Source organism: Thalassotalea agarivorans (assembly GCF_030295955.1).
Lineage (GTDB): Bacteria > Pseudomonadota > Gammaproteobacteria > Enterobacterales > Alteromonadaceae > Thalassotalea_D > Thalassotalea_D agarivorans.
In genome coordinates this window covers 1,059,232-1,084,847 of the sequence record NZ_AP027363.1, presented here as the reverse complement: position 1 = coordinate 1,084,847, position 25,616 = coordinate 1,059,232, and the positions used below count along the sequence as shown (strand labels likewise).

Here is a 25,616-nt window from a genome sequence, read left to right as displayed (position 1 = left end):
TATTACGCGATGGGTGACTCTGCACCCGTAAACTTAGCGATGAGTTGCGCTAATTTATCACGCATATTTCTGCGGTCAACAATTAAATCGATAGCACCTTTTTCCAACAAAAACTCACTGCGTTGGAAGCCTTCAGGTAATTTTTCACGTACCGTTTGCTCAATTACGCGAGGACCAGCAAAGCCAATCAAAGCTTTTGGTTCAGCCACGTTTACATCACCTAGCATAGCTAAACTTGCCGATACACCGCCCATCGTTGGATCGGTTAACACAGAGATATAAGGAAGACCTTTTTCACTCATTTTAGCTAATGCTGCGCTGGTTTTAGCCATTTGCATTAATGATAACAATGCTTCTTGCATACGAGCACCGCCACTCGCTGAAAAACAAACTAGCGGTAAATTATGTTCCAAGCAGTATTCTGCAGCGCGCACAAACCTTGCACCTACAACTGACGCCATTGATCCACCTAAGAATGAAAATTCAAAGGCCGCTGCCACGATAGGCATACCGTGAAGTTCGCCTTTCATCACAACCAGTGCGTCTTTTTCGCCTGTTACTTTTTGCGCAGAAGAAATACGGTCTTTGTATTTTTTAGAGTCTTTAAACTTGAGAATATCTTGTGGCTCTAACTCACTGCCTAACTCTTCGCGGTTACCCTCATCCAAGAAACTGTCAATGCGATGACGAGCAGAAATACGCATATGGTGATCACATTTCGGACAAACCGACATTTGACGCTCTAATTCTGCCTTATAGAGCATTGCGTTACAGGAGGGACACTGCGCCCAAACACCTTCTGGAATATTCTTCTTCTCAGTTGAGTTTGCACGAGGGAGAATTTTTTCTATCCAACTCATATTATTTTATTGCCTTAAGCCTGTGTTCATGTTGCTGGCACGTTACCAACACCATATAAATTCTTGACTAGTTACCGACATATTCGTAGCTAGTTTCTAACCGCGCATTAAACCACAAATACCCTACCTATTTATAGCAAAAACTGGTCGGTCTAGTCAGTAGTAATAACCTAAAATCACACGGTTAGCTAGCTATAATAATAGCAAAACAAACAATGTGGCTTAATAAAGTGTTACTCAGGGATGAACAGTGGGCCAAGTGAATAGGTAGGCAACGCGTATTGCTCTGGGTAGTCTACATCAACAAAATATAGTCCGCCTGATGGTGCTGTCATACCTGCAACGGTGCGATCTTGCGCAGCAAGTACTTGCGCAATCCACTCTATAGGGCGCTCTTTCTTACCCACTTTCATCAAACTGCCAGCAATATTTCTCACCATATGATGTAAAAATGCATTGGCTTTTATATCTATAATCACAAAGTCACCTTGGCGGCTTACATTGCAATGTTTAACGGTACGAATAGGGCTATTGGCTTGACAATGAACCGTTCGAAACGAATCAAAATTATTTTCGCCGACCAAAACTTGTGCGGCTTGATGCATTAAGGTTTCGTCAAGCGGATAATGACAAAAGCTCAGACCATTGGCCATGATCGCTGGTCTAAGGGGACCATTGTAAATGATATATCGGTAGCGACGAGCGGTGGCGCTAAAGCGAGCATGGAAGCTTTCGTCCACTTCAGTGACCCATTTAACGGCGATATCTTTAGGTAACTTTGAATTTGTCCCTTGCGTCCAAGCAACGTGCTTTCTTGGCTTATTACAGTCAAAATGAACTATTTGATTGGTTGCATTGACACCTGTGTCTGTGCGGCCCGCACAAACCACTTCAATGGGTTCATTAGCAATATGCGACAAAGCTTCTTCAAGGCGCTGTTGCACACTGACAACATCTCTTTGCCTTTGCCAGCCAAAGTAATTTTCACCATTGTATTCAACACCAATCGCGTAACGCATTTTGTCCTCCGTTTTGTGGACGCGCATTATCGCCTATTTATTGCCTTTCGCCAACTTTATAGCGGGATTAAAAAAGCCAGCGTAATGCTGGCTTTTTCGCGTTTACTTCTTTTTCAGCTGGTCAATCAGCGCTTGTGCAATTTGTTGTTGGTCATCACTACCATTGACTAACACATCGTTAAGTAACTCTAATGCAGCCTCTGTGTCGTCCATATCAATGTATACACGGGCTAAGTCGAGTTTTTCATCAAAGCCACTGTCACCAACTAAATCAACGTCAACGGCTTCTTGTTGTTTAAACTCAGGAAACTCCTCTAAACCAACATCCATATTTTCTAGGTTGTAAGGTTCGTCTTTTATTGGATCTAATGTTTCCTCAAGCAAATCATCTACATCAATATGTTCGCTCGGGTCACTTGCCGGTTTTTGCTGAGCTTCTGCAGTTTCTTCTCCAGCCGTATCGCTTGCTTCTTCTTCGTCTGCAAACCCAATTTTTGTAGGAAATTTACTTTGAGGAGCAGGCTGCTGTGCTTTATTTTTTTGCTCGATATCCGCCAATAAATCATCAAAATCGACGTCTTCCAAGGCTTCCATATCATCGATTGCAAGCGCTTCGTCACTAGCTCGTTTGCTAGGTGACCCTTTCAGCAAATCGCCAAAGACCGAACCACCCTCTTCTTTATCTTGAAGCAGGAATTCGTCGCCGTCTTCAATTTCTTCATCTTCTGGCAAGCTTGCTAAATATTCCTCAGTAAACTCGGGTAAATCACTACCACTGCCTTGTTCAAAGCTGTTTTGTGGAATCACGCCTAAATCGAGTTCAACTGCATTGCTGGAATAACTTTGTTCAAACGTTTTAAGTGGATCAACATCATCTTCTGTTGTTGCTTCATATTGTTGTTCTTCAAAATGCGCTTGTGCGGTCTGATTCATCACATCATCGATAGTCATCGGCTTGTCTTCTTCAGTCGCGATGTCTTCTTCGAATTGTTCTTGTGCGATGGTGTTCATTACTTGATTAAGATTAGAACCGTCAGCAGTCTCTTCTTGCTCGGTTTGCTCTTCTAACGACAAAGTATCATCTTCACTGGCTGAATCAGCGGCGCTGTCTTGGATAACTTCTACCTCTTCTTCCACCTCACTTTTTTCAGGTGGCATGATCGGTGCAGTTTCTTCTTCAAATGCCACTTCCGGCATCTCATCTAACACTTCATCGAGTTGCGATAATTCGGTAATCTCTTCTTTTGTTTCGGCTTCTTCAATGTAAGGGCCTGCAACGCCAACATCTCTTAACACCGAATCGATATCTTCAGCATCAGTGATTTCTTGATTAGCGACATCTTCTTCAAGCGCTTTTTGATCTTCAAGCACGCTATCGATGATCTTATCCATCGCTTCATCATCAAGCTCTTCTGCCGGTGCTAATAAGTCTACTGGCTCATTTTTTTGCTCTTCTTGCGTCAAAGTTTCTTCTGATTCAGTGTTTTCTTCTGTTTCAGTGCTTTCTTCTGATGCAACCTCTGTTTCTTCTGCAAGGTCAGACTCAACTACCGCCGTTTCTTCTTCAAAGCGCTCTGTAGGCTCATCTTCAACATGCGCTTCTACTAATTCGTTTTCTAGCGTAGCCGTTTCCTTTTCATCTTGCTCTGTTTGTTCTTCAGCATCGACTGTTTCTGCTGTTTCTTGTTCTTTTTTATCTTCAGCATCATCTGCTACTAAATCAGCTAGCGATGTTACGCCACTATCATTGTCGTCTGACGGAGAAGGTTGTGTTGTTTGCTCTCCACCTTTTTTACGGCCAAATAGCAACATGATGAGGAATACTAACAATGCCGCACCGCCAGCAGATGCACCTAACATCATATAATCAGGCGTTTGTGCACGTTGCGCGGCAGTTTTTTGTTGTGTCAGTTGCTGCGTTAATTGTGCGTTTTGTTGTTTGGCTGTAGTTAATTGCTGTTCTTTTTCTTCAACAACCGATAACTGGTGGTTGTAGGCTGTATCCGCATCAGAAGCCGCTTTTTGTAAAGTAACAATACGCTGATTAACGCTATCTAAATCAGCTTTAAGCTGCTCATTCTCAGCTAACGCGGCTTCTAGATCTTCAATAGAACGCTGTAGTTCAGCTTTGATCGCATTAAGCTCTGCTAATTGCTTCTCATTAATAGGCTGAAGCTTAACTGACTTTTTAGCCGCTGGAGTGTTAGTCACCTTGGTTGTGGTGGTGTTGCTTGATTTTAACGTTTTCTTGATCACTGGGCCTTGTTGTTTAGGCTTAGTGGTTGCTTTTTTCGACGTGCTAGGCGCATTCGTTGGCTCAGCTTTTAACATCTGTGCTTTAGACGGAATATTCAAATAAGCCCCTTCAACCAAATGGTTGCGATTACCATCGGAAAAAGCCTTTGGGTTTGCGTCAAATAACGCCTGCATTACTTGGTATATTGTGACCTCATTATCAGGTCTTACTTTGTTAGATATATTCCAAAGCGTATCTTTAGCACTAATAGGACCAAACTTGCGCTCTGCTTTATTGTAATATCCATAATCGCTTGCTGTTGCAGCATCTATGTAGGTGAAGGATGTTACTGCGATTGCACCCATTAAAATTGCCGCTGCTTTTTGGGCAACAAATGACTTAGCCATGCTTATTTTCCTGATAATTATTATATTGGCGGGGGCCTAAACTTATATAACAAAGACTACCCTATTTAATGATTAAGTGACAAGCATAAAAAAGCCCGCTTTAGCTTAGCGGGCTCTTAACATTCAATTGCGTGTTACATCTTTAGTAGTTTAGATATTCTTGCACTAGTAATTCGGCAATTTGCACACTGTTCGTAGCTGCACCTTTGCGCACATTATCTGCTACAACCCACAAGTTGATACCTTGGTTGTGACTGATATCTTCGCGAATACGGCCAACAAATGTTTCATCTTTACCACTTGCGTCGCCAATTTGTGTTGGGAAGTCTTCGTCATCACGACAAACTACAACACCTGGCGCTTGTTCAAGTAAGTCTTTTACTTCTTCGGCAGAAATTGGCGCATTCGTTTCGATATGGATGGCTTCAGCGTGACCATAAAATACCGGTACACGTACAGCAGTTGGATTAACTAAGATATTTTCATCACCAAAAATTTTCTTTGTTTCCCACACCATTTTCATTTCTTCTTTGGTGTAACCATTGTCTTGGAATACGTCAATTTGAGGAATCACATTGAACGCAATTTGACGAGAAAATGCTTTCGGTTCTACTGGCTTACCACTTAACAAATCAGCACATTGCTTCGCTAATTCATCCATTGCTTCTTTACCAGCGCCTGATACTGATTGGTATGTGCTCACATTGATGCGTGAAATACCTACCGCATCGTGAATCGGCTTAAGGGCAACAAGCATTTGAATAGTTGAGCAGTTTGGATTTGCAATAATGTTACGATTACGAAAATCTGCTAATGCGTGTGGGTTAACTTCCGGCACAACCAATGGAATATCTTCTTCGTAGCGAAACTCTGATGTGTTATCGATTACAATACAACCAGATTCACCCGCTAAAGGTGCAAATTTAGCAGACGTTGCACCGCCGGCAGAAAAGAATCCGATTTGTGCTAAGCTCCAATCAAAATGATCTGCGTCTAACACTTCGATACTTTCACCTTTAAACTCAATAACTTCACCAGCAGAGCGAGCACTTGCTAACGGATAAAGTTTATTAATTGGAAAATCGCGTTGTTCCAATATTTCCATGATAGTTTTGCCTACAAGTCCTGTAGCGCCTAATACACAAACGTCAAATTTTTGTGCCATCTTCTTTCTCTCTTTACTTCTTCTTTCTGTTTACTTGAGTTTAAAGCCTAAATCCATGAGTTGCTGCGATGCATTATATTCACCCGCTTTTATTGATAGCGATGAAAACTCTCGGCGAACTGGGTAGGTTTTGCGAATATTGTCAAAGCCAATCTCATTAAGCTGAGAGCGAAATATAGCATCGTCACGACGAACGTCATAGACCATTTTTATTAATTTATTTCGCATTATCGAGTCAGCGTCTGAAGTTAATTCAAATTCACTGACTTCTGCCGCTGGTAATACCTTATCTAGTGTAATAGTAGGGTCTATTTCTAGATGCTGACATAATGCCTGATAAAGCATTTCAGTACCACGAGCTTTTCCTTCTAAGCTATAACCAGCAATGTGTGCGGTCGCTATATCCGTATACTCAATTAACGGCTGTAGTACGTTGGGTTCACCTTCCCATACATCTAACACTAATGTAAGACCGTGGCCCTGTTGTTTCATACTGAGCAAAGCGTTGTTATCAATGACTTCGCCGCGGCACGCGGTAAACAGCCATTGCTCGGGTTTTAATCGCGACAGTTTGTTCGCATCCAACAAATGATAAGTGGCGTGCTCGCCTTCTCTTGTTAAAGGCACATGGAGTGATATCACGTCACAAGCTAACACGTCTTCAAGCGAGTGAAACTGTCGCTCATCGCCAGAGCGCTCTAAAAGAGGGTCACATAACTTGTATTCAATACCAAGAGCCGCTAGTTTTTCACTGACGCGTGTGCCTGTATTACCTGCGCCTACAATACCAACACTTAGCTCACTAATATCCCGTTGATATTTTTCACCGCAAATAACCAACGCACTAATAACATATTCTGCAACAGAAATGGCATTACACCCTGGTGCGCTGCTAAAGGCGATATTTTTTGATGCGAGGTATGGCTGGTCAATGTGATCAACGCCAATTGTCGCGGTACCCACAAATTGAATACGCGGATTTCTCGCCAGCAACTGCTGGTTAACCTGGGTTATCGAACGCACCAACAAAACATCGGCGTTTGAAATTTGCTCAGCATCTACTTCTCTGCCCGCAAATGGAAACAATTGACCCATACCGCCAAAAAAATCAGCAACATAAGGCATGTTTTCATCGTAGTAAATATTCATCATATTATCTTTGTATCAAAAGATTAAAGTCCCACCTCGATATCACATACCTTAGGCAAAACATCACAAAAATGGTGTTTAATCTACAGCCAAAAAAAAATGCCAATCAGCAAACTGATTGGCATTTCAAACTTTTTGCTGGTGGGCTAGTTTACTACGCGTATTTTTTAAATACTAACGTTGAGTTGGTGCCACCAAAACCAAAGCTATTTGACATAACAAGGTCAAGCGATTGTTCACGTGTTTGTGTCACAATATCCAAACCTTCAGCTTTTTCATCAAGGGTTTCCACATTGATTGACGGCGCAATAAAGTTGTTTTCCATCATCAATAGTGAATAAATTGCTTCATGCACACCAGCAGCACCTAACGCGTGACCAGTCATTGCTTTAGTCGCGCTAATCGCTGGAGACTTACCACCGAATACTTCTTGGATAGCGCCTAATTCTTTAACATCACCCACTGGCGTAGAAGTACCATGCGTGTTTAAGTAATCTACGTCGCCGTCAACGCCATGCATTGCTTGCTGCATACAACGAACAGCACCTTCACCACTTGGTGCAACCATGTCAAAGCCGTCAGATGTTGCGCCGTAACCAACAAGTTCCGCATAGATGTGTGCGCCACGTGCTAAGGCATGCTCTAATTCTTCAACGACAACCATACCGCCACCGCCAGAGATAACAAAACCATCGCGGTCTGCATCATAAGTTCTTGATGCTTTTTCAGGCGTTTCGTTGTATTTAGTCGACAACGCGCCCATTGCATCAAACATACCAGCCATCGTCCAATGTACTTCTTCACCACCACCGGCGAAGACAATATCTTGCTTACCTAATTGAATAAGCTCCATTGCATGGCCAATACAATGCGCAGATGTTGCACAAGCTGAACTGATCGAGTAGTTCACACCTTTAATTTTAAATGGTGTTGCTAAACACGCTGAACACGTGCTCGACATTGTTTTTGGTACAGCATAAGGGCCAACACGCTTTACGCCACGATCAAGTAACGTTTTGCTTGAAGAAACTGTATTGTCAGATGAAGCACCACCAGAACCGGCAACGATACCAGTGCGGAAGTTTGATACTTGCTCATCAGTTAATTTGGCATCTTCAATTGCCTGTTGCATCGCAATGTATGCATAACCTGCTGCTTCACCCATAAAGCGCAGTGCTTTACGGTCAATATGCTCTTTAATATCGATGTTTGGCTTACCCCAAACCTGGCTACGTAGGCCAACTTCTTCAAAACTTTCTGAACGAGATATACCTGAACGGCCTGCTTTTAGCGCAGCCGTTACTTCATCAGCGTTGTTACCAATACTTGATACAACACCTAATCCTGTAATTACGACACGTTTCATTCTTTCACTCGCATTGTCAAAAATCTCGCGTATTTTAACCGATTTGCGCCTTTTACTGGTCTATCCAGTGAACACTTGTACGCTCAATCACTGTAAGGTCATGATCAGCAGGCTAAATTTGGCTAAATAAGCGAGGTTCATGTTATTATTTGGGCTCAGTCTAACCGAATATTGCTTAAATTAATATTGTGACTTCTTCTAATTCAATCATTTTTCAACAAGATGGTTCGCCATTCTCTACCCAATTTGATGATATATATTTTGATACAGAAGATGGCTGTAGTCAGAGCGAAGACATATTCATTAATGGCAATGATATAAGGCAGCGCCTGCTTAAAAGCGATAGTGACTTTACTATCGCCGAAACCGGTTTTGGCACCGGATTAAATTTTCTGCTAACGCTACAACTTTTTATGTCGCTGGCTCAAGAACACGACATAGCCGAGCTACCTACGCTGCATTTTATCAGTACAGAAAAATTCCCGTTAGACAAAGCAACGCTTGAGCAATCTCTATTACTACTACCGCAATTAAGTGCTGTAGTATCGCTTTTGTTGTCACAATACCCCGAGCAAACAAGCAACAGTTGTAAACTGAAATTTCTAGATGGCAAAGTGACCTTGTCTTTATTAATCGGCGATGCTGCACAAAGCTTGTCTGGCTTGGACCGTCGTTATGAAAACAAGATCAATGCCTGGTACTTAGATGGTTTCGCACCAGCAAAGAACCCTGACATGTGGTCTCCTGCGCTTTTCCAGCAAATGCATCGCTTGTCCGCCGAACAAGCCACAGTAGCAACGTTTACTGTTGCCGGTATAGTAAAGCGCGGCTTAACAACAGCTGGTTTTCGGATTTATAAACAGGTAGCAAAGGGCAAGAAAAAAGAAATGCTCGCCGGCAAGTTTCAGATGCCCAAGCATAAGGGTTACATGCAAAGGCCGTTAACAACAAAGCCGCAACATGTCGCCATTATTGGTGGCGGAATCGCCAGTGCTTGTGCAGCCTATTCACTAGCGAAAGCAGGCATTAAAGTAACCCTGTATTGCAAAGACGAAAGTATTGCTCAAGGTGCGTCAAGCAATGCCATTGGTGCTATATACCCTCTCATTCATCTTGTTAAAGATGACATCAGCATTTTCTATGAAAAAGCGTTTGAACATGCATTGGGTCGTTATAACACGCTATTGGCACAGGGCTATGAATTCGACCATGATTGGTGTGGGCTACTAGAGCTATCCTTTAAGGAGCCTTTGCGTAAACGGCAACAGCAGTTTGCAGAAAAATCGCCTTGGTCAACTCGATTAATACAGGCAATCGATGCCAAAACCGCCAGCGAGCGCGCCAATATCCCTTTGAATGACGGTGGCATGTATTTCCCAAAAGCCGGCTGGATTGCGCCAGCACAATTAGTGAGTGCAATGCTTAAAGCGGCGCAGGCGATTGGTCAGGTAAAAATCAAAACCAAGGTAAACGTTGAACAAATTTCGCCGCTCGCAGACGATAAACACCATACTAAATGGCAATTAAAAACCAACAAAGGCAGCTTATTGGTCAATCACTTGGTGCTTTCCACTGGCGCTGAAGGTTTGTTAAGTGATATTGATGAGCTAAAACATCTGCCTGTATATGCGGTAAGAGGACAAGTTTCGTCTATGATCAGCAAAGCGCCGCTTGATAAACTGAGTACGGTTATTTGCCACAAAGGTTATCTAACACCTGCGAATCAAAACGAGCATTGTATTGGCGCTACTTTTGATAAAGATGATTTTTCAATACAGCAAAAAGACTCTGACGATAGTTACAATCTAGACATGCTTAATCAAGCCATGGGTTATCTCAATCCATGGACAAGTAAAGATGTAGTTCAAAGTAAAGCGCGTCTTCGCTGTATGACACCTGATCATTGGCCGATTGTTGGGCCTATGCCTGATATAGAGCAACACAAAACTGTGTACCCTCATTTAGCCAAAGATAAACACTGGAAATATGACGACCCGGCGCCGGTAAAAAAAGGCCTATATGTATTAACTGGGCTAGGTGCTAGAGGCTTATGTACGGCGCCTCTACTAGGAGACATATTGGCTGCCGATCTTAGTTCAGCTCCCTATCCTGTCGATAATACTATGTTGTTTAATCTTGCGCCCAATCGTTTTGTGATCAGGGATATTATTAAGAATAAGTGCTAACAACTAATTTCTACGCACTATTCTGGGGAGTCGTCGCTAACGCTCCTGGGAACGAGGGACGCGGAACAGGTGATTTAGCACTCTTTTAACTCGCAGCTCGAAGCTCGCAGCCCTACGCATGTTATGAGCAACGAGGAACAAAGGACAAAGCGTGCAGCTCAACGTATGTTGCTTGCGACTAGGAGCCGATTATAGCTCCGTATCAACCACAACTTCGCCATTGACCGAGTCATAGAATATTGAATATGCCGGCTGGTCAACATAAGTGTATGTGCAGGTGTTGCTGCTATAAGTGACCTGAAAATCTTGTTGCGCATTGGTTGCAACCGTTGGCGAGTTGTTATCTAGTACTGCGCCCCAAACCGAAATACAATCATTGGTATTGTTTAACTGGGGATCAGATTCAAACGGAAACCAGCTTTGAGCAGGCCAACCGAATCGGTTCATATCCATTAAATTAGAACCTGTTCCATACAAATCTAAGTTATCAACTGGTCCTGAATGACCACCTGCAACCCACTTTGTATGTGCTAATGAAATAGCTTCTTTAAACGCCCCGCCCGTGCCAGACACAACGGCAGCATGAGCGTCATCTTGTAAATTAATAAATTTTGGCAAAGCCGTTACTGACAAGATACCTACAACTACAATAACAACGACGAGTTCTATTAATGTAAAGCCTTTCGCTTTGTTCACTACTATATCCAACCTATACATCTTACTGCGAGTCTTAAGCGCCTTTGCGGCGCGAGAGATGGCTATACTTTAACCACCAATGCATTCTAAGCCAACTATTTTCTGTTCTAAGTTTCAGCACATACGCCGTAAAAATAAATTAAGCCGAAAATTTTGGCGTTAATGTTTGCCAATAAGCGGCAACAATAGCTTGGTCTTGAGGCGTTAATTCATTTTTGGCATTCACTAACTCTTCACTCACTTTACTCGCCAAAGCTTGCGACAATGGCTGACTTTCGTCGCCAAAGGCCGCCGCATGTAAACTAACAAATCCTCGAATGTAGCTTGAGGCAAATAAATCATCAGCGTCGGCATTTGACTCGACTACGTCATCTAAAAATTGATAAAAATCTTGTAAGTTCATGAATACTTCTCGTTATTGAGGGCTTGCAACGGGATACAACACTTGGTCTTTATAACCAGTCGTTATTGGCATGAAGCCTGATAATGTTTGATCTAGTGTTTCATCGCCGGTGTCGGCGATAAGGGGGCGATTATTGAGCGCGCTAAGCTTGGACTTAGTAGCGATAATAATAATATTGTCTTTGCCAATGGCTGAAATAATACGCGGGCTTAACTGTTGATTGCCACGTCCAAAAATGTGGCCTTGACCACCTATCAAGGTGATCACCAATTTAATATTACCGGGGTGTTGATTAACAATTTTCCATAGCTCTGGCTCGGTTACATCGTTTGCAACCAAGGTTTGTTGCCGTAACACATCGACACCCAAGAGCGTATTGTCAATGCCCAAGTCTTCCATTACAAAAGCTGTAGTGGAACCTGAGCCAATAATGAATACTTCATCATCCATTTGTTCAATCACATCAGCGGCGATGTCTTGCAACACTAATTCATCTGATTCTTTGCCACCCGACTTTGTTGCCTGGACGTAGCGAAGTTCCATCGGCACTTGCATTTCGCCGTAACGTTTTGCTTTTACCACGCCTTCTCTAAACAGTGACTCGTCAATGTCCATAACGTCTGCTTCACCAAGAGTTACCAGTTGATGATTAACCATCATTTCAACCACACGTCCCGCCGCTTTTGGGGTAATAGCATAGACACCAGAATGAATTTTACAGCCAGCAGGAATACCAAGTACGGGAAAGCTATCACCTACTTGATTACACACGTTTCGCGCAGTACCGTCTCCGCCAGCAAATAACAACACATCGACACCCTGCGCTATTAAGGCGTTGACCGCGTTTTCGGTATCTATTGCAGTTGTATGTGAAGAGGCGGTTTGATAACAAACTGTTGTATCAAATCCTAGACTTTTCGCCGCTGTCTCGCCCATCTCACCGTTAGCGGTATAAACGGCGATATCTGATTGATATGGCACTAACAGTGATAATGCTGTTTTAGCTCTATCATTAGATTTAGCCACAGCGCCCAATGCTAACGCTTTTTCAGCAGTGCCCTCTCCGTCACTACCTTTTAACGCAACACTACCGCCAATACCTGCAATGGGGTTGATTATTAATCCAAGCTTAAACACTCACTACATCCACTTTTTGAAAATTAAATTGCTGCTCGCGCAGCGGATATGGCTGCCCATAAAACTGACACAAGGCGGCGATAAAATGCTCTGCTCGTTCGCTAAAACCATGATGCAGATAATACTGAACTTGTTTTTCAACGCTTACTCTAAACTCGCTATCATCAGTTGCTTCACCCGATAAATTATCGGCTGACAAGTTAAACCTCTTGCCACAAGCTACACTAAATGCCCATTCAAGCGCTTGCGGTTTTACCTCAACCTGCTCAAATGCTTTTTGCTCTACCGCGCTGCGACCATCAGGGCAATACCAATAGCCAAAATCTTCCAGTAATCGCCTAGCAGGTCCAGCAATACACCAATGCGCAATTTCATGGAGGGCGCTAGCGAAATAACCATGTGCAAACACGATACGATGCATCGGGTGATGCTCGTCTGCTGGGAGATAAATGGGCTCATCGTCACCTTTTACCAAAATTGTTTGATAGCGTGTTTCAAACGTATTGGCAAAGAGTGCAATGAGATCGCTAATATTGTGCTGCATGCTGAAAATCGATTAATAATCTGGTTTGAACAAATTAAGTGAGCGCATTTTAACGAAAAACGGCGATGAATGCATCGCCGTTTTGTGTGTTAATCGTACTTGTTTTCGGGTAAATCTTTTACACCGTGCTTAATCACGAAGTAACCAATTATACCGGCAATAAAGGAGCCGACCATAATACCCAATCTGTCTTGATAGATACTTGAATCAGGTATTGCCTCAAAGGCCAACGAACCGATAAACAAACTCATGGTGAAACCTATACCACTTAATAACGACACACCATAGAGAAGCGTCCAGTTAACGTTCTTAGGCATTTTAGCCAAGCCAAGCTTGATAGCCACCCAACAAAAACCAAAGACACCCACCTGCTTACCAATGACTAGACCGGCAATAATACCAAGCGGCACTGGCGAGGTTATATCCTCTAAGCTTAATCCCGCTAACGGCACACCTGCGTTCGCAAAGGCAAATACCGGCAATACCATAAAGGTAACAGTGGAATGTAGGTTATGCTCTAACTCTCGCAATGGAGAAGGCTGTCCTTCTTTCCCTTTTATGGGGATAAACATCGCTAGAATCACACCCGCTAAGGTTGCATGAACACCTGATTTAAGTACCGACACCCACAGCACCATACCTAAGATTATATACACAGAGGTGCGCTTAATACCTAGCACAAAGTTGGCAACAGCCAAGGCAACAAGCACTGAGCTAGCAATGGCTAATGAAAGGAACGATAGTTGCTCTGTGTAGAATACCGCGATAACAATAATCGCGCCTAAATCGTCAAAAATAGCCAACGACGTTAAAAACACTTTCAGTTGAATGGGTACACGCGAGCCGATAATCGACAAAATACCTAACGCAAACGCGATATCAGTCGCAGTAGGAATCGCCCAGCCATTAAGCGCTGCAGGATCGTCCCAGTTCATATAAGCATAACAAAGAGCAGGAATTAGCATACCGCCTACAGCGCCAATGGCAGGTAAGGTAATTTGTCCTGGTTTAGACAAATCGCCTTCTAGGAATTCTCGTTTAAGTTCTAGGCCAACTAAGAAGAAAAATAATGCCATAAGACCGTCGTTGATCCAAAGCAACAAAGGTTTTGATATGTCTAAGTCACCGACAGCGACCACGACAGGCACATCAAGAAGAAGGTCATACCAAGCTGACCACGGTGAGTTGGCTAACACAAGTGCTAGAATAGCCGCCAGCATCAGAATAATGCCGTTGGCCGCTTCCATTTTGAAAAACTGCTCTACTTTATTGGTTGTCATAGTTAAGCGATTAAGTTCCCTGTTAATTGATAAAAGTATAAAAACCGTACGTCTTATAACTTACATTGGTTCATTATGTCCGATTATAGTTAATTCACAAAAGAAAAAAACGTTATCAGTTGTAACCAGTGTTATTTTTTATGGTTTTTATTCGAAAAATATAAATTATAGCGACATTAATTCAAAAACAGATGATAAACGCTCTGTTAATCTGTATAAAATGTAAGGTAGTATTAAGTTAGGATTTGTTCGATAAGTACGTTAATGAAAAAGTTAGATGACATAGATTTACGCATATTAACCATCTTGTTTAGAGATGCTGATATCACCAACAAAGAGCTAGCAAGCAAAATAGGTATTGCCCCATCTACTTGTTTAGAACGTGTTAAACGTATGAAACAAGCGGGTGTGATAAAAAGTGCTTTTATCGATATCGATTTCAAAACTATCGGCGGCAATATCGAAGCCATCGCTGCGATAAAACTGCAACCTTACTCAGAAGAAATCGTTGATAAGCTGCGCGATGATCTATTGTTGTTACCCGAAATTGTCAGCTTGTATCACATGGGCGGCATGTACGATTACTTTATCCATATGTCTGTGCGAGATAGTGAGCACTTGCGTAAATTCGTGTTTGAAGCAATTACCTCCCGTGATGAAGTACAAACCGTTGAAACTTCCCTCATTTTTGAACATAGCCGCAGTGGCGTCGTCCCTAATTTTACGGAGTAAAAATAGGGACTGGCTAAAAGCTTTAATACTGTAAAGAGTGCCCATTCGTTACTTCGTTCCTAGGGGCAAGGAGCAAGTGCGCTTCGCTTAAGGGTACAAGGAGCATGGGGCAAGGAGTAAGAGCGCGTGGCACGTAGCTCTTAGCACGCATTAAAAAAGCGCCCGAAGGCGCTTTTTCATCTATCCACAACAACTTGATGTACTACATGCGCTTTTTTCAGCTGGCGCACAGCTTTGTTCAAGCTTTCTTCCTAAGTATGTATTCTCAGATAAGTAAAAATTTGAAAACTTTTCTACAAAATCATCAGACACAGTAGACTCAGGTAATTGTGTTGCCATCAACGCTTGTTGCCATGCTTTAACGCGCGGGAACTGAGCGAAAAAGTCCAAACCTGAATGTTGCTCAACAATATGCGCTCTATGCAGAAGAACAAACCAAGCCATATCAACATTTGACACATAATCGCCATGCCAAAACGGGCCATTGTGGTTTGCTTCGGCGAGGTATTTTTCAGCTTTAGCAAAGGCTTTTGACAGTTTTTCAAAACGTGTTTCAAAAGTCTCTTTGTCTTTACTGCTCATGGTGCCACATTGCACCAAATAGTGCTTAGTCGCTTGGTAGGTCCAAGCACGATCTAACGCCTTTTGTTCTGCAGATACGTCAGCAACAATCGGTGCATATTGATCATCTAAATACTCTGCTATAGCGTCTGATTCAAACAAGGCTGTACCATTTTCAGTCACTAATAAAGGCACTTGGCCATTAGGCGAAATATCTAAAAACCATTGTGGTTTATCGCTTAATGAAATGTACTCTATTTCATAAGGCACATTTTTCGCTTCTAAAAGCGCAGTTACACGTTGAACAAATGGGCAGATTCTAAAACTAACAACTTTAATCATGACAACATCCTCGAATAGGGTTAAACGTGATTAGTCACCAGGACCAATTAACGTATTTACCTATAAGACGATGCATGTAGCAAAAAGACGAAAATTAAACAAAATTTTTTAAAAAGTCATGCAGTATGGCGGTAGATTAGCATTTGCTGCAGGCATTATTTTTTCGCGTTGCATCCATTAAGTTGCCTTGGCTATCAAGTTCAAAACTGCAGCACTGGTCAAACAGACCTTTCAACTTACGGCGAGCTGACTGAACTCTAGATTTTAACGTGGAATAGCTTATGTTCATCGATTCAGCGAGCGCCTTTTGTGGCTTATTCTCTATTTCTACCATTCTAAGTAAGGCTGCATCATCAGCATCTAAGCCATCGATAAAGGACAAAACGCAAGGTGCCATTTGTTGCTTAATGTCTTCTTCTGCTTCTTCTTCGTACCAAGTGTCTTCTTGTGTTAATTGGCGTTTGCGGGCATTGCTACGATAAAAATCAATAATGGCATGATTGGTTGTGGTAAAAAGCCAAGATTTAACAGAACTGTCATCCTTAATCTTGTCTAGATTAGTATGTACTTTAATCAGCACATCTTGCAGAAGATCTTCTACTTCGTCTGGATCTGAGACTTTTGCATGTAGAAAATTTTTAAGCGTGCCTCGGTAGGTCGACCATATCTGTTCTAGTTGCACAGCCAATTCCTGAAATAAATACCTTACAGCAGTATAAGAAATCAACAGTAAGAGATAAAGGTGACTTATGTTTCGTGCGCTATTTATTGCCAAGCGGCGTTTTTGAGCGGCAATAAAAAAAGCACCCGAAGGTGCTTTTTATTATGAAGTTAGGTCGTCGAAAAACTTTTTCACGCCATCAAAGAAAGAGCTTTCTTTTGGTCTATTCTTCTTACCGTCAATGCTTTCTTCAAGCTGCTCTAAAATTTCTCGTTGCTTGGCTGACAAATTCACTGGTGTTTCCACCACCACTTTACACATCAAGTCACCTGTGTGTGAGCTGCGAACTGACTTAACGCCTTTGCCACGCATTCTAAACATTTTACCGGTTTGTGTTTCTTTCGGTATCTTAAGCTTAACTTTGCCTGCTAAGGTCGGTACTTCAATCTCACCGCCCAATGCTGCTGTGGTATAGCTAATTGGCACTTCACAGTACAAGTGATTTTCATCGCGAACAAAAATAGGATGATCTTTTACGTGCACTTGCACATACAAATCACCTGCTGGTGCACCATGTTCACCGGCTTCACCTTCGCCTGCTAAACGAATTCTATCACCTGTATCGACGCCTGCTGGAATCTTCGCGTTAAGTGTTTTTGTCTTCTCTACGCGACCTTGTCCGTAGCAAGAGGTACACTTCTCTTCAATAACCTTACCTTGGCCGTTACAAGTAGGACAAGTTTGCTGCACCGCAAACAAGCCTTGGCGCATTTGCACTTGGCCGTGGCCATGACATGTAGGACAGGTTTTAGCGCTTGTGCCAGGTTTAGCTCCACTGCCATCACATGGTTCACAGGCTACGTAGGTAGGAACACGTATTTCAACTGATTTACCTTTAACAGCTTCTTCAAGTGTCATTTCTAAGTTGTAACGCAAATCGCTACCACGACGCGCGCGTGAGCCACCGCCTCGGCGACCGCCACCAAAAATATCACCGAAGACATCGCCAAAGATGTCGCCAAAGTCAGCGCCGCCAGCAAAGCCGCCGCCACCGCCCATGCCACCTTGTTCAAAAGCAGCATGACCGTATTGATCATAAGCTGCACGCTTTTGATCATCTTTAAGCACTTCGTATGCTTCTTTAATTTGCTTAAACGTTTCTTCTTTCTCGGCATCGCCTTTGGTGCGATCCGGATGATACTTCATCGCTAGGCGCTTATAGGCCTTTTTAATATCGCGTTCGCCAGCATCTTTAGCAACGCCTAATAATTCATAATAATCACGTTTAGACATAAATCTTAATTCTTTATCCGTACTACAAATTTTCGAAAATCTATTGGTTTATGCTCTTTAGTCAAAAGACTAAACAAATAGATTTTAAGATCCTGTATCACAGGTTTTCAGTTCCAGACAAAACCTAAGTACCTACATCCTAGTAGGCACCTACAGGATGACGGTTCCTAGGGACTCGTCACTATCGTTCCTAGGAACGAGGAACTAGGTACAAGCAACTTTACGCTAGCTCTTAGTACTTTCCGCTCGAAGCTCGCAGCCCAGAGCCTCTAAGTAAAACATAACAAAGCGCCGGTTACCGACGCTTTGACTATGTTTTATGAAAGACGACAGCTATTACTTGTCGTCTTTAACTTCTTCAAACTCAGCGTCAACTACGTCATCGCCTGCTGGGCCTTGTTCACCTTGTGGTGCTTCGCCGCCTGCAGCGCCAGCTTGTTGTGCTTGAGCTTTTGCTTGAGCAATTTCCATTAACTTAGCTGAAGCTTCGATAACGGCTTGTGACTTAGCATCAATTGCTTCTTTGTCATCGCCTTTAATCGCTTCTTCTAACTCTTTTAATGCTGCTTCAATCTTGTCTTTGTCTTCTGCTGGTAATTCATCACCGGCTTCTTCAACTTGCTTGCGAGTAGCATGTACAAGACCATCAGCTTGGTTACGTGCTGTTACTAGTTCTTCGAACTTAGCATCTGCATCAGCATTCGCTTCTGCGTCACGTACCATTTGCTCTACTTCATCGTCCGATAAACCAGAAGATGCTTTAATCGTGATCTTCTGCTCTTTACCTGTGTTCTTGTCTTTAGCAGACACATGTAAAATACCGTCAGCATCGATATCGAATGTTACTTCGATTTGTGGCATACCACGTGGCGCTGGGTCGATACCTTCTAAGTTGAACTGACCAAGTGATTTGTTAGCTTGTGCTTGCTTACGCTCACCTTGAAGTACATGCACAGTTACCGCTGCTTGGTTATCTTCAGCTGTAGAGAACGTTTGCGATTGCTTAGTAGGAATCGTTGTGTTCTTGTCGATAACTTTAGTCATCACACCACCCATGGTTTCAATACCAAGAGAAAGAGGCGTAACGTCTAGTAGTAATACGTCTGTAACATCACCTGCTAGTACACCCGCTTGAACTGCTGCACCTGATGCAACGGCTTCGTCAGGGTTAACATCTTTACGAGGCTCTTTGCCAAAGAAATCTGTTACTGTTTTTTGTACTAGTGGCATACGCGTTTGACCACCAACAAGAATAACGTCTGTTACGTCTGATGTTGAAAGGTCAGCGTCAGCTAATGCTGTTTTAAGCGGCTCTAATGTCGCTTTAACCATATCTTCAACAAGCGACTCTAACTTAGCACGTGTAACTTTGATGTTCATGTGCTTAGGACCTGTTGCATCAGCAGTGATGTAAGGTAAGTTAACGTCTGTTTGTTGTGCTGAAGAAAGCTCACACTTCGCTTTTTCTGCCGCTTCTTTCAAACGTTGCATAGCCAGTGGATCGTTTGTTAAGTCAATCGCTTGGTCTTTCTTGAACTCGGCTACTAAGTAATTAATTAAGCGGTTATCGAAATCTTCACCACCTAGGTGTGTGTCACCATTAGTCGCTAGTACTTCAAACGTGTGCTCGCCTTCAACTTCATCAATTTCGATGATTGAAATATCGAACGTACCACCACCTAAGTCGTATACAGCAACAACTTTATCGCCTTGTTGCTTATCCATACCGTAAGCAAGTGCAGCCGCTGTCGGCTCGTTAATAATACGCTTAACATCTAAGCCAGCGATACGGCCAGCATCTTTTGTCGCTTGACGTTGTGAATCGTTGAAGTAAGCAGGTACTGTGATAACAGCTTCTGTTACTGTTTCACCTAAGTAGTCTTCTGCTGTTTTCTTCATTTTCTTCAATACTTCTGCAGAAACTTGTGGTGGTGCAATTTTTTCACCTTTCGCTTCTACCCAAGCATCGCCATTATCTGCTTTGGCAATACCAAATGGCATAATGTCAATATCGCGTTGTACTTCTTTGTCTTCGAAACGACGACCGATTAAACGCTTAATAGCAAACAATGTGTTTTGTGGGTTTGTAACTGCTTGGCGTTTAGCTGGTTGACCAACTAATGTTTCGCCTTCGTCTGTGTATGCAATGATAGAAGGTGTAGTACGATCACCTTCTGCGTTTTCAATTACACGAACATTGTCACCGTCTAAAACAGCAACACATGAGTTAGTAGTCCCTAGGTCAATACCGATAATTTTGCCCATCTTGAGGATCTCCGTATAAAAATATATTTGGTAAAAATTCGTCTTGACCTTTTAATGGGGGTGAGAAATGAGTTTTCAACACTAAAAACAAAAAAAGTTTCAAAAAATTGAAACTTTTTTTAATCACCATACTTTATTGACGTACTAACGTGACTTTAGTTTTTCTAAAAACTGATCAAACACTTGTTGTGCTTCATCAAATTCATAGTTTTCAATATGACGAGCGATTTTCTTAAACTCACTCTCTAAACCACTGCCTGACAATTGCGGAATAAGTTCTTCAACTAAATCCACGGCATCTGTTTCAAACTCTTCGATAAGCTCTGCCAATTTATCAAGTGATGCTAACAACTCGTCATCCAGCGCGAATGTCGCTTTCGTTGCTACCTTTTCAACTTGGTTTGCATCAAAGAATCGTTGTAAATCGTCAAGCACTTCATTTAGTGACGCTTTGGTTTGTTCAAACAAGGCTGTTATCGCTTCTGTCGAGGCTTTGTCTGCACACGCTTTTTCCAATTTTGTTGCTTGCGCCTGTAAATCAGTCGCCCCAATGTTACCCGCGGAGCCTTTTAGGGTATGTGCAATACGGGTTGCATCTTCCATTCTGTCGTGCGCCCACGCTTCCCTGAAATCTTCATGGAATAGCGTTTGTCCATCGATAAACTTACCTAACAATTTACGATACAGTTTAGAGCTACCATTACTTACTTCTAACCCTTTTGCCGCATTGATATGCGCTAACATATCAAAATTATCCGGCTCATCACTGTCGTTTGAAGTTTCACTTAATGTATTTTCAGATGGCGATAGTCCACTCACTTTTATCCATGTGCTCATGGTAGAGAACATTTCGCGAACGTTAATCGGTTTTGCAATATGTGCATTCATACCAACCGCTAATACTTTTTCTTTATCACCCGCCATGGCATTCGCGGTCATCGCAATAATAGGCAAAGTAACGCCATTTGCTCTAAGTTGCTTGGTTGCGGTGTAGCCATCCATAATAGGCATTTGCAGATCCATTAACACGCCGTCGTATTCATTAGCCGATATCATATCAATCGCTTGCTGGCCGTTTTCAGCCAGTTCAACATGAATATTAGCTTGTTTTAGTAACTCCATTGCCAATTCTTGGTTAAGCTCGTTGTCTTCTACTAATAAAATCTTCGCACCAGCAAGTGATGCCTGGTTATCTTTTAGCTCGTCGCTGCGAATATGTTGACGTGTAGTATGCGCATACTTGTCGCCCAGCAAATCAAGCATATGATCAAATACCACGGAAGAAGTGACAGGTTTTGCTAAATAAGCTTCAATATTTTCTGCTTGTTCCGCTTGAGCCTGATCAATAACCTCATCTTTACCTAATGCGGTTATCAGCATCATATGATTCACTTTTTTAGGTTCCAAACCGCTGATTTGCCGTATAACTTCTATGCCGTCTATGTCAGGCATTTTCCAATCGATAATCGCAAAATCAAAAACCTGCATGCTGCTTTCAGCCGTATTAACAGCCTCCACACCAGTAGACGTTGTTGTCACAATACAGCCGAACCCTTCCAAGATTCCTTTAAGTACATCGAGCGCAATATGATTGTCGTCGGCGATTAACACTTGCTTGTCTTTTAACAGTCCGTGATTTTTCTTAGCAACCGCCGCACTTGATAGTGTTTCGCTATGTTCTAACCAAACAGTAAACGAAAACGTACTGCCCTGACCGGCTTCACTTGTGACCCAAATGTCACCACCCATTAACTCAGTTAGCTTTTTACAAATGGTTAAGCCGAGCCCGGTACCACCATATTTACGTGTAGTCGATGTATCCGCTTGTTGGAACGAGCGGAACAGCTTGCTCTGTTGCTCCTCAGTTAAACCTATACCAGAGTCTTTCACATCAAACTGCAATTTAACTTTGCTATCTTTTTGTTCAACTTGAGACACTGCAATAACAATTTCACCCTCTTCGGTAAACTTGGTTGCGTTCGAGCCTAGGTTCAATAATATTTGATTTAATCTCAGCGGGTCGCCTACAAGCGTGCGGGTTACATTTTGCTTAACGTCAAATAACAGCTCTAAGCCTTTATCATGCGCTTTTAGCCCAACTAAATTTGAAAAGTCTGCTAAGACGTCTTCTAAATGGAAATCAACGGCTTCTAAGGTAAGTTTACCCGCCTCTATTTTTGAAAAATCAAGAATGTCGTTAATAATGCCAAGGAGCGATTCAGCAGCGCGATTGACTTTGCCAATATAATTTCGCGCCTTATTATCTTTAACATGCTGCATAGCAAGATCAGACATACCAATAATCGCATTCATTGGTGTTCTTATTTCATGCCTCATATTTGCCAGAAAATCGGATTTAGCTTTACTAGCCTCATCTGCCATTTCTTTAGCTTTAACCAGCGTTTGTTTAGCTTTGTTTTCAATAGTGACATCGCGAAGCAGCACAATACCTTTTACTTCTTTATCTATTGTCACTGGTGTGTGAATATCTTCCACCTCAACTATTTCACCCGATTTTTTGATTGCACGTGCTTCAAATCCCGCCTCTACCGATGAAATTCGGCGCGGATTCTGCCAAAAATCGTCGATGTAGTTAGCATAATCTTTAGCGACTTCTGGCGGAATGAGCTTTCTTGCGTCTAAACCATTTAACTCTTCATCTGAATAACCGAGTAACTTAGTTGTTTCTTGGTTAAACATTTCAATGCGATGTTTGTTATTAACGATAAGCATAGCCGCTGGCGCCGTATCAATCAGTTTTTCAACACGCTCTCGCTCTTCTAAGCGATTGGTTATATCTTGGAAGGTGACTACCGCTTCTAATGTTGATTTTCTATCATCAACAAGGTTCACGCTAAACTCAACCGGTATATTGGTACCTGCTTTTGTCCAGAAAATCGTTTCTGGAATTTTAATGGGTTTTTGCTCTCTAATCGCTGTCATGATTCGGCTAGTTTCAGCCGTCACTTTTTTGCCAAACTTATCGGTATGATGGAATAAATCAAAGCAATGTTGACCTTTGACTTCGTCTTCTGAAAAACCAAGCATAGTGCTAGCTGCGTGGTTAAAAAACTCAATTTGCCCATCAATATCAACCCCAAAAATACCCTCTGACATCGAACGCACAACAAGCTCATTGGTTTCAATGGCGGCTTCAAGATCTTTGGTACGTTGCTGAACTTGCTCTTCAAGCTCTTTTTTAGATCGTTGGCTAATCTCATTTGCTCGCCTTGAAATGATGATCATAAAGACTGACAGCGTAAACACGATACTAAACAGCAAAATGATACTGATGAGAAATATATTTTTTACGTTGCGATAAGATGCAACAAGGTCGTCCCAATCTTGCTCAGATACAAGCAGTACATTGTACTTGGCAAACCAAACCCATTGGCCAATAACAAGATTTCCTCGGTAGTCGATGTATCCTTCCAAGCTCTGACCACTGTTACCAAAACTCGCCGCTTGCGCTATCGGGTTATTGTCTACATCAGGCAATTGTACGGTGAGAATGGTTGAGCCCGTTGGTGGCACCATGCCACGCTTTCTGAGCCTATTTAAAAATCGGCTTTCTGAAGCAAAAAAACCATTTTGATCAATTAAGTAGCTTTCAAACGAGGTGCCAAATCTTGCATCATTGAACAAACTGGCATAACGCTTACTAGCGTCAAAACGGACGGCAAAAATCGCAATAACTTTGCCCGACATGTCTCTAACAGGTGTAGCAATAAAAACAACAGCATCTCTGTCACCGTCTTCAATAAAACCATCAACGTCCTCATCAGCCCAAACCGGCGGGATAAAGAGTGTTTCACCTTTTACAACGCGGTCAAAAAGCGCTTTTCTGTATTTATAAATTTCACTGACATGGCCAATCTTAAGACCTGCACTAGAGTGATAATGATGCCCATCTAAACTAATGACGTTAAAGGTTCTATTTTCGACTCTTAACCAAGCTTTGTTTCTAAAATGCGCATCTATTTCTTGGTTTATCGCGTTTATTTCTTCTATTCTTTCTGTTGAACTGGCAAATTTAGCCCTTTGTTCAACGAGCATTCTAAAGCGATCACTATTGGCGATATCTTTTGTATAGGCCTCACGCGGTGTATACCACGAGTCGAGCATTTTTAGCGCAACGTCTTGTGTTAACTCAAACGTATCTAGCAACTCTGTTTTTATTTGTTCTTCTTTATTACTCAGGTGATTGGTCATTAAGTAACCAATAATGGCTAACATCAGGGCGATTACCAAAAAGTAAACAATTCTAAAAGTATTGGTATCAAAATTTCTTGCGATAGAGAGCGAATATTGCTGGCTAACACGAATAACTAAATAAACAAACGTTAATGCGGCAATGCCAACAAACCACACCATGGCATTATCTTTTTCTGTTTCATCTATCGAGGTCGTGGCTTTCATTGCTTGCCACTCAATTTGCATGTCAGGGCCAAAATTTGGCCCTTTTTCCCTTATGAAGTGGTTCAGGATCTTGACTATTTCCGGTTTGTCTTTGTTTACGCAAAAACCAGCGGTAAATGGTTTGAAGTTCTTTAATTGAATATAGTTTAGGTTCTTTAGTCCCTGACTTTCAGCCAACTGGTGAACGGTATAATAATAGCTGACAAAGCCATCTACTTTGCCTTCACTGACGGCGCGAAGTCCGGCTTTAGTATCTGCCACGCCTATAACTTCAGTGCCTTTGGAAATTTTTTCTGCGTAATCGGTCGTGTTGTAACCACTCACTGCGCTAATGCGATGAAAGCTTTGGACTTGGTCAAGAGAAGAAATACCAGCGCCTCCCTCTTGTGTCACCAACACTGGAGTTAATGTGATAAGCGGACGTGTAAATAATACCTCGCCTTCTCGCTCAGGCGTTTTTGCACACATAGACACAACATCTAATTCGCCTCTTTTAACTTCGTTATATACCTTACGAAAGGAGCGAGCGGATGTCACTTTTAATTCAAATGGTAAATCTTGGTTTAACGAATCACGTGCTAGCCTGCCGACGCCGCTAGGTCTGCCTCTATCGTCGATAAAATCAAACGGCGGTAAATTATCGTCGATACCAACGGTAACCGTTTGATTTTGCATTGCCCACTCTAACAATTCTGGTGACAATTCATTCGCTTTTGCTACTGTTGCAAAGCTTAAAATACAAAAGGCCAAAATGTTTTTATAGTTCTTTCTCAACCACATGCAGACTTACCTTGAAACGCATCACTTAGTTGAGTATATAAAATTAACTAATTTTTAACAGTTTTAATGTAAATTAGCTTTTTATTTATAGTTGGACATAAAAAAAGCTGGCAAA

The 25,616-nt window shown here is 42.2% G+C and carries 18 protein-coding genes; 2 read left to right on the top strand and 16 right to left on the bottom strand.

The features are described 5' to 3' along the window. Positions 1-2: 2 nt before the first annotated feature. The 6 genes from accD to fabB all read right to left on the bottom strand — a co-directional run bounded on the left by accD (position 3) and on the right by fabB (position 8,202). On the bottom strand, positions 3-860 hold the full coding sequence (gene accD / locus QUD85_RS05100; protein ID WP_093327445.1) for an acetyl-CoA carboxylase, carboxyltransferase subunit beta: 858 nt from the start codon (positions 858-860) through the stop codon (positions 3-5). A 233-nt stretch (positions 861-1,093) separates the two neighbouring features. Continuing rightward, positions 1,094-1,879, bottom strand: coding sequence for a tRNA pseudouridine(38-40) synthase TruA (gene truA / locus QUD85_RS05095; RefSeq protein WP_093327443.1), 786 nt, complete (start codon positions 1,877-1,879; stop codon positions 1,094-1,096). A 102-nt stretch (positions 1,880-1,981) separates the two neighbouring features. Then, positions 1,982-4,522 carry a FimV/HubP family polar landmark protein gene (locus QUD85_RS05090; protein ID WP_093327442.1) on the bottom strand — a complete coding sequence of 847 codons (2,541 nt, stop codon included), beginning with the start codon at positions 4,520-4,522 and terminating at the stop codon, positions 1,982-1,984. Between the two features lie 142 nt (positions 4,523-4,664). After that, on the bottom strand, positions 4,665-5,687 hold the full coding sequence (locus QUD85_RS05085; RefSeq protein ID WP_093327440.1) for an aspartate-semialdehyde dehydrogenase: 1,023 nt from the start codon (positions 5,685-5,687) through the stop codon (positions 4,665-4,667). A 30-nt stretch (positions 5,688-5,717) separates the two neighbouring features. After that, positions 5,718-6,839, bottom strand: coding sequence for a 4-phosphoerythronate dehydrogenase (locus QUD85_RS05080; protein WP_245732044.1), 1,122 nt, complete (start codon positions 6,837-6,839; stop codon positions 5,718-5,720). A gap of 151 nt (positions 6,840-6,990) precedes the next feature. Further along, on the bottom strand, positions 6,991-8,202 hold the full coding sequence (gene fabB, locus QUD85_RS05075) for a beta-ketoacyl-ACP synthase I (RefSeq protein WP_093327437.1): 1,212 nt from the start codon (positions 8,200-8,202) through the stop codon (positions 6,991-6,993). 188 nt (positions 8,203-8,390) lie between these two features. Here fabB and mnmC point away from each other — a divergent pair, with 188 nt between their 5' ends. Then, complete coding sequence (mnmC, locus tag QUD85_RS05070; protein WP_245732043.1) at positions 8,391-10,388, top strand: bifunctional tRNA (5-methylaminomethyl-2-thiouridine)(34)-methyltransferase MnmD/FAD-dependent 5-carboxymethylaminomethyl-2-thiouridine(34) oxidoreductase MnmC; 1,998 nt, start codon at positions 8,391-8,393, stop codon at positions 10,386-10,388. Positions 10,389-10,577: 189 nt separating this feature from the next. Here mnmC and QUD85_RS05065 read toward each other — a convergent pair whose 3' ends face one another. The 5 genes from QUD85_RS05065 to nhaA all read right to left on the bottom strand — a co-directional run bounded on the left by QUD85_RS05065 (position 10,578) and on the right by nhaA (position 14,448). Then, positions 10,578-11,084: a prepilin-type N-terminal cleavage/methylation domain-containing protein gene (locus QUD85_RS05065; RefSeq protein WP_322787095.1), complete on the bottom strand. Its 507-nt coding sequence runs from the start codon at positions 11,082-11,084 to the stop codon at positions 10,578-10,580. A 139-nt stretch (positions 11,085-11,223) separates the two neighbouring features. Next, positions 11,224-11,487, bottom strand: a complete 264-nt coding sequence (locus tag QUD85_RS05060; protein WP_093327432.1) for a YfcL family protein — start codon at positions 11,485-11,487, stop codon at positions 11,224-11,226. Between the two features lie 12 nt (positions 11,488-11,499). After that, positions 11,500-12,624 carry an ATP-NAD kinase family protein gene (locus tag QUD85_RS05055; protein ID WP_093327431.1) on the bottom strand — a complete coding sequence of 375 codons (1,125 nt, stop codon included), beginning with the start codon at positions 12,622-12,624 and terminating at the stop codon, positions 11,500-11,502. After that, positions 12,617-13,168, bottom strand: coding sequence for an elongation factor P hydroxylase (locus QUD85_RS05050; protein WP_093327429.1), 552 nt, complete (start codon positions 13,166-13,168; stop codon positions 12,617-12,619). The genes QUD85_RS05055 and QUD85_RS05050 overlap by 8 nt, the downstream gene beginning before the upstream one ends. A gap of 89 nt (positions 13,169-13,257) precedes the next feature. After that, positions 13,258-14,448 carry a Na+/H+ antiporter NhaA gene (gene nhaA / locus QUD85_RS05045; protein ID WP_093327427.1) on the bottom strand — a complete coding sequence of 397 codons (1,191 nt, stop codon included), beginning with the start codon at positions 14,446-14,448 and terminating at the stop codon, positions 13,258-13,260. Positions 14,449-14,712: 264 nt separating this feature from the next. Here nhaA and QUD85_RS05040 point away from each other — a divergent pair, with 264 nt between their 5' ends. Continuing rightward, positions 14,713-15,180 carry an Lrp/AsnC family transcriptional regulator gene (locus QUD85_RS05040; protein ID WP_093327426.1) on the top strand — a complete coding sequence of 156 codons (468 nt, stop codon included), beginning with the start codon at positions 14,713-14,715 and terminating at the stop codon, positions 15,178-15,180. A 180-nt stretch (positions 15,181-15,360) separates the two neighbouring features. On the opposite strand, the gene QUD85_RS05035 is transcribed toward QUD85_RS05040, so the two are convergent. The 5 genes from QUD85_RS05035 to QUD85_RS05015 form a co-directional block, all read right to left on the bottom strand. Continuing rightward, on the bottom strand, positions 15,361-16,083 hold the full coding sequence (locus tag QUD85_RS05035; protein WP_093327424.1) for a glutathione S-transferase family protein: 723 nt from the start codon (positions 16,081-16,083) through the stop codon (positions 15,361-15,363). Between the two features lie 136 nt (positions 16,084-16,219). Then, the gene (gene sigZ, locus QUD85_RS05030; RefSeq protein ID WP_093327422.1) at positions 16,220-16,765 is read right to left on the bottom strand and encodes an RNA polymerase sigma factor SigZ; all 546 of its coding nucleotides are present in this window, start codon (positions 16,763-16,765) and stop codon (positions 16,220-16,222) included. A 141-nt stretch (positions 16,766-16,906) separates the two neighbouring features. Then, positions 16,907-18,037: a molecular chaperone DnaJ gene (dnaJ, locus tag QUD85_RS05025; RefSeq protein WP_093327420.1), complete on the bottom strand. Its 1,131-nt coding sequence runs from the start codon at positions 18,035-18,037 to the stop codon at positions 16,907-16,909. Between the two features lie 336 nt (positions 18,038-18,373). Next, positions 18,374-20,302, bottom strand: coding sequence for a molecular chaperone DnaK (gene dnaK, locus QUD85_RS05020; protein ID WP_093327419.1), 1,929 nt, complete (start codon positions 20,300-20,302; stop codon positions 18,374-18,376). 144 nt (positions 20,303-20,446) lie between these two features. Beyond that, the gene (locus QUD85_RS05015) at positions 20,447-25,501 is read right to left on the bottom strand and encodes a response regulator (protein WP_093327417.1); all 5,055 of its coding nucleotides are present in this window, start codon (positions 25,499-25,501) and stop codon (positions 20,447-20,449) included. Between the last annotated feature and the right edge of the window lie 115 nt (positions 25,502-25,616).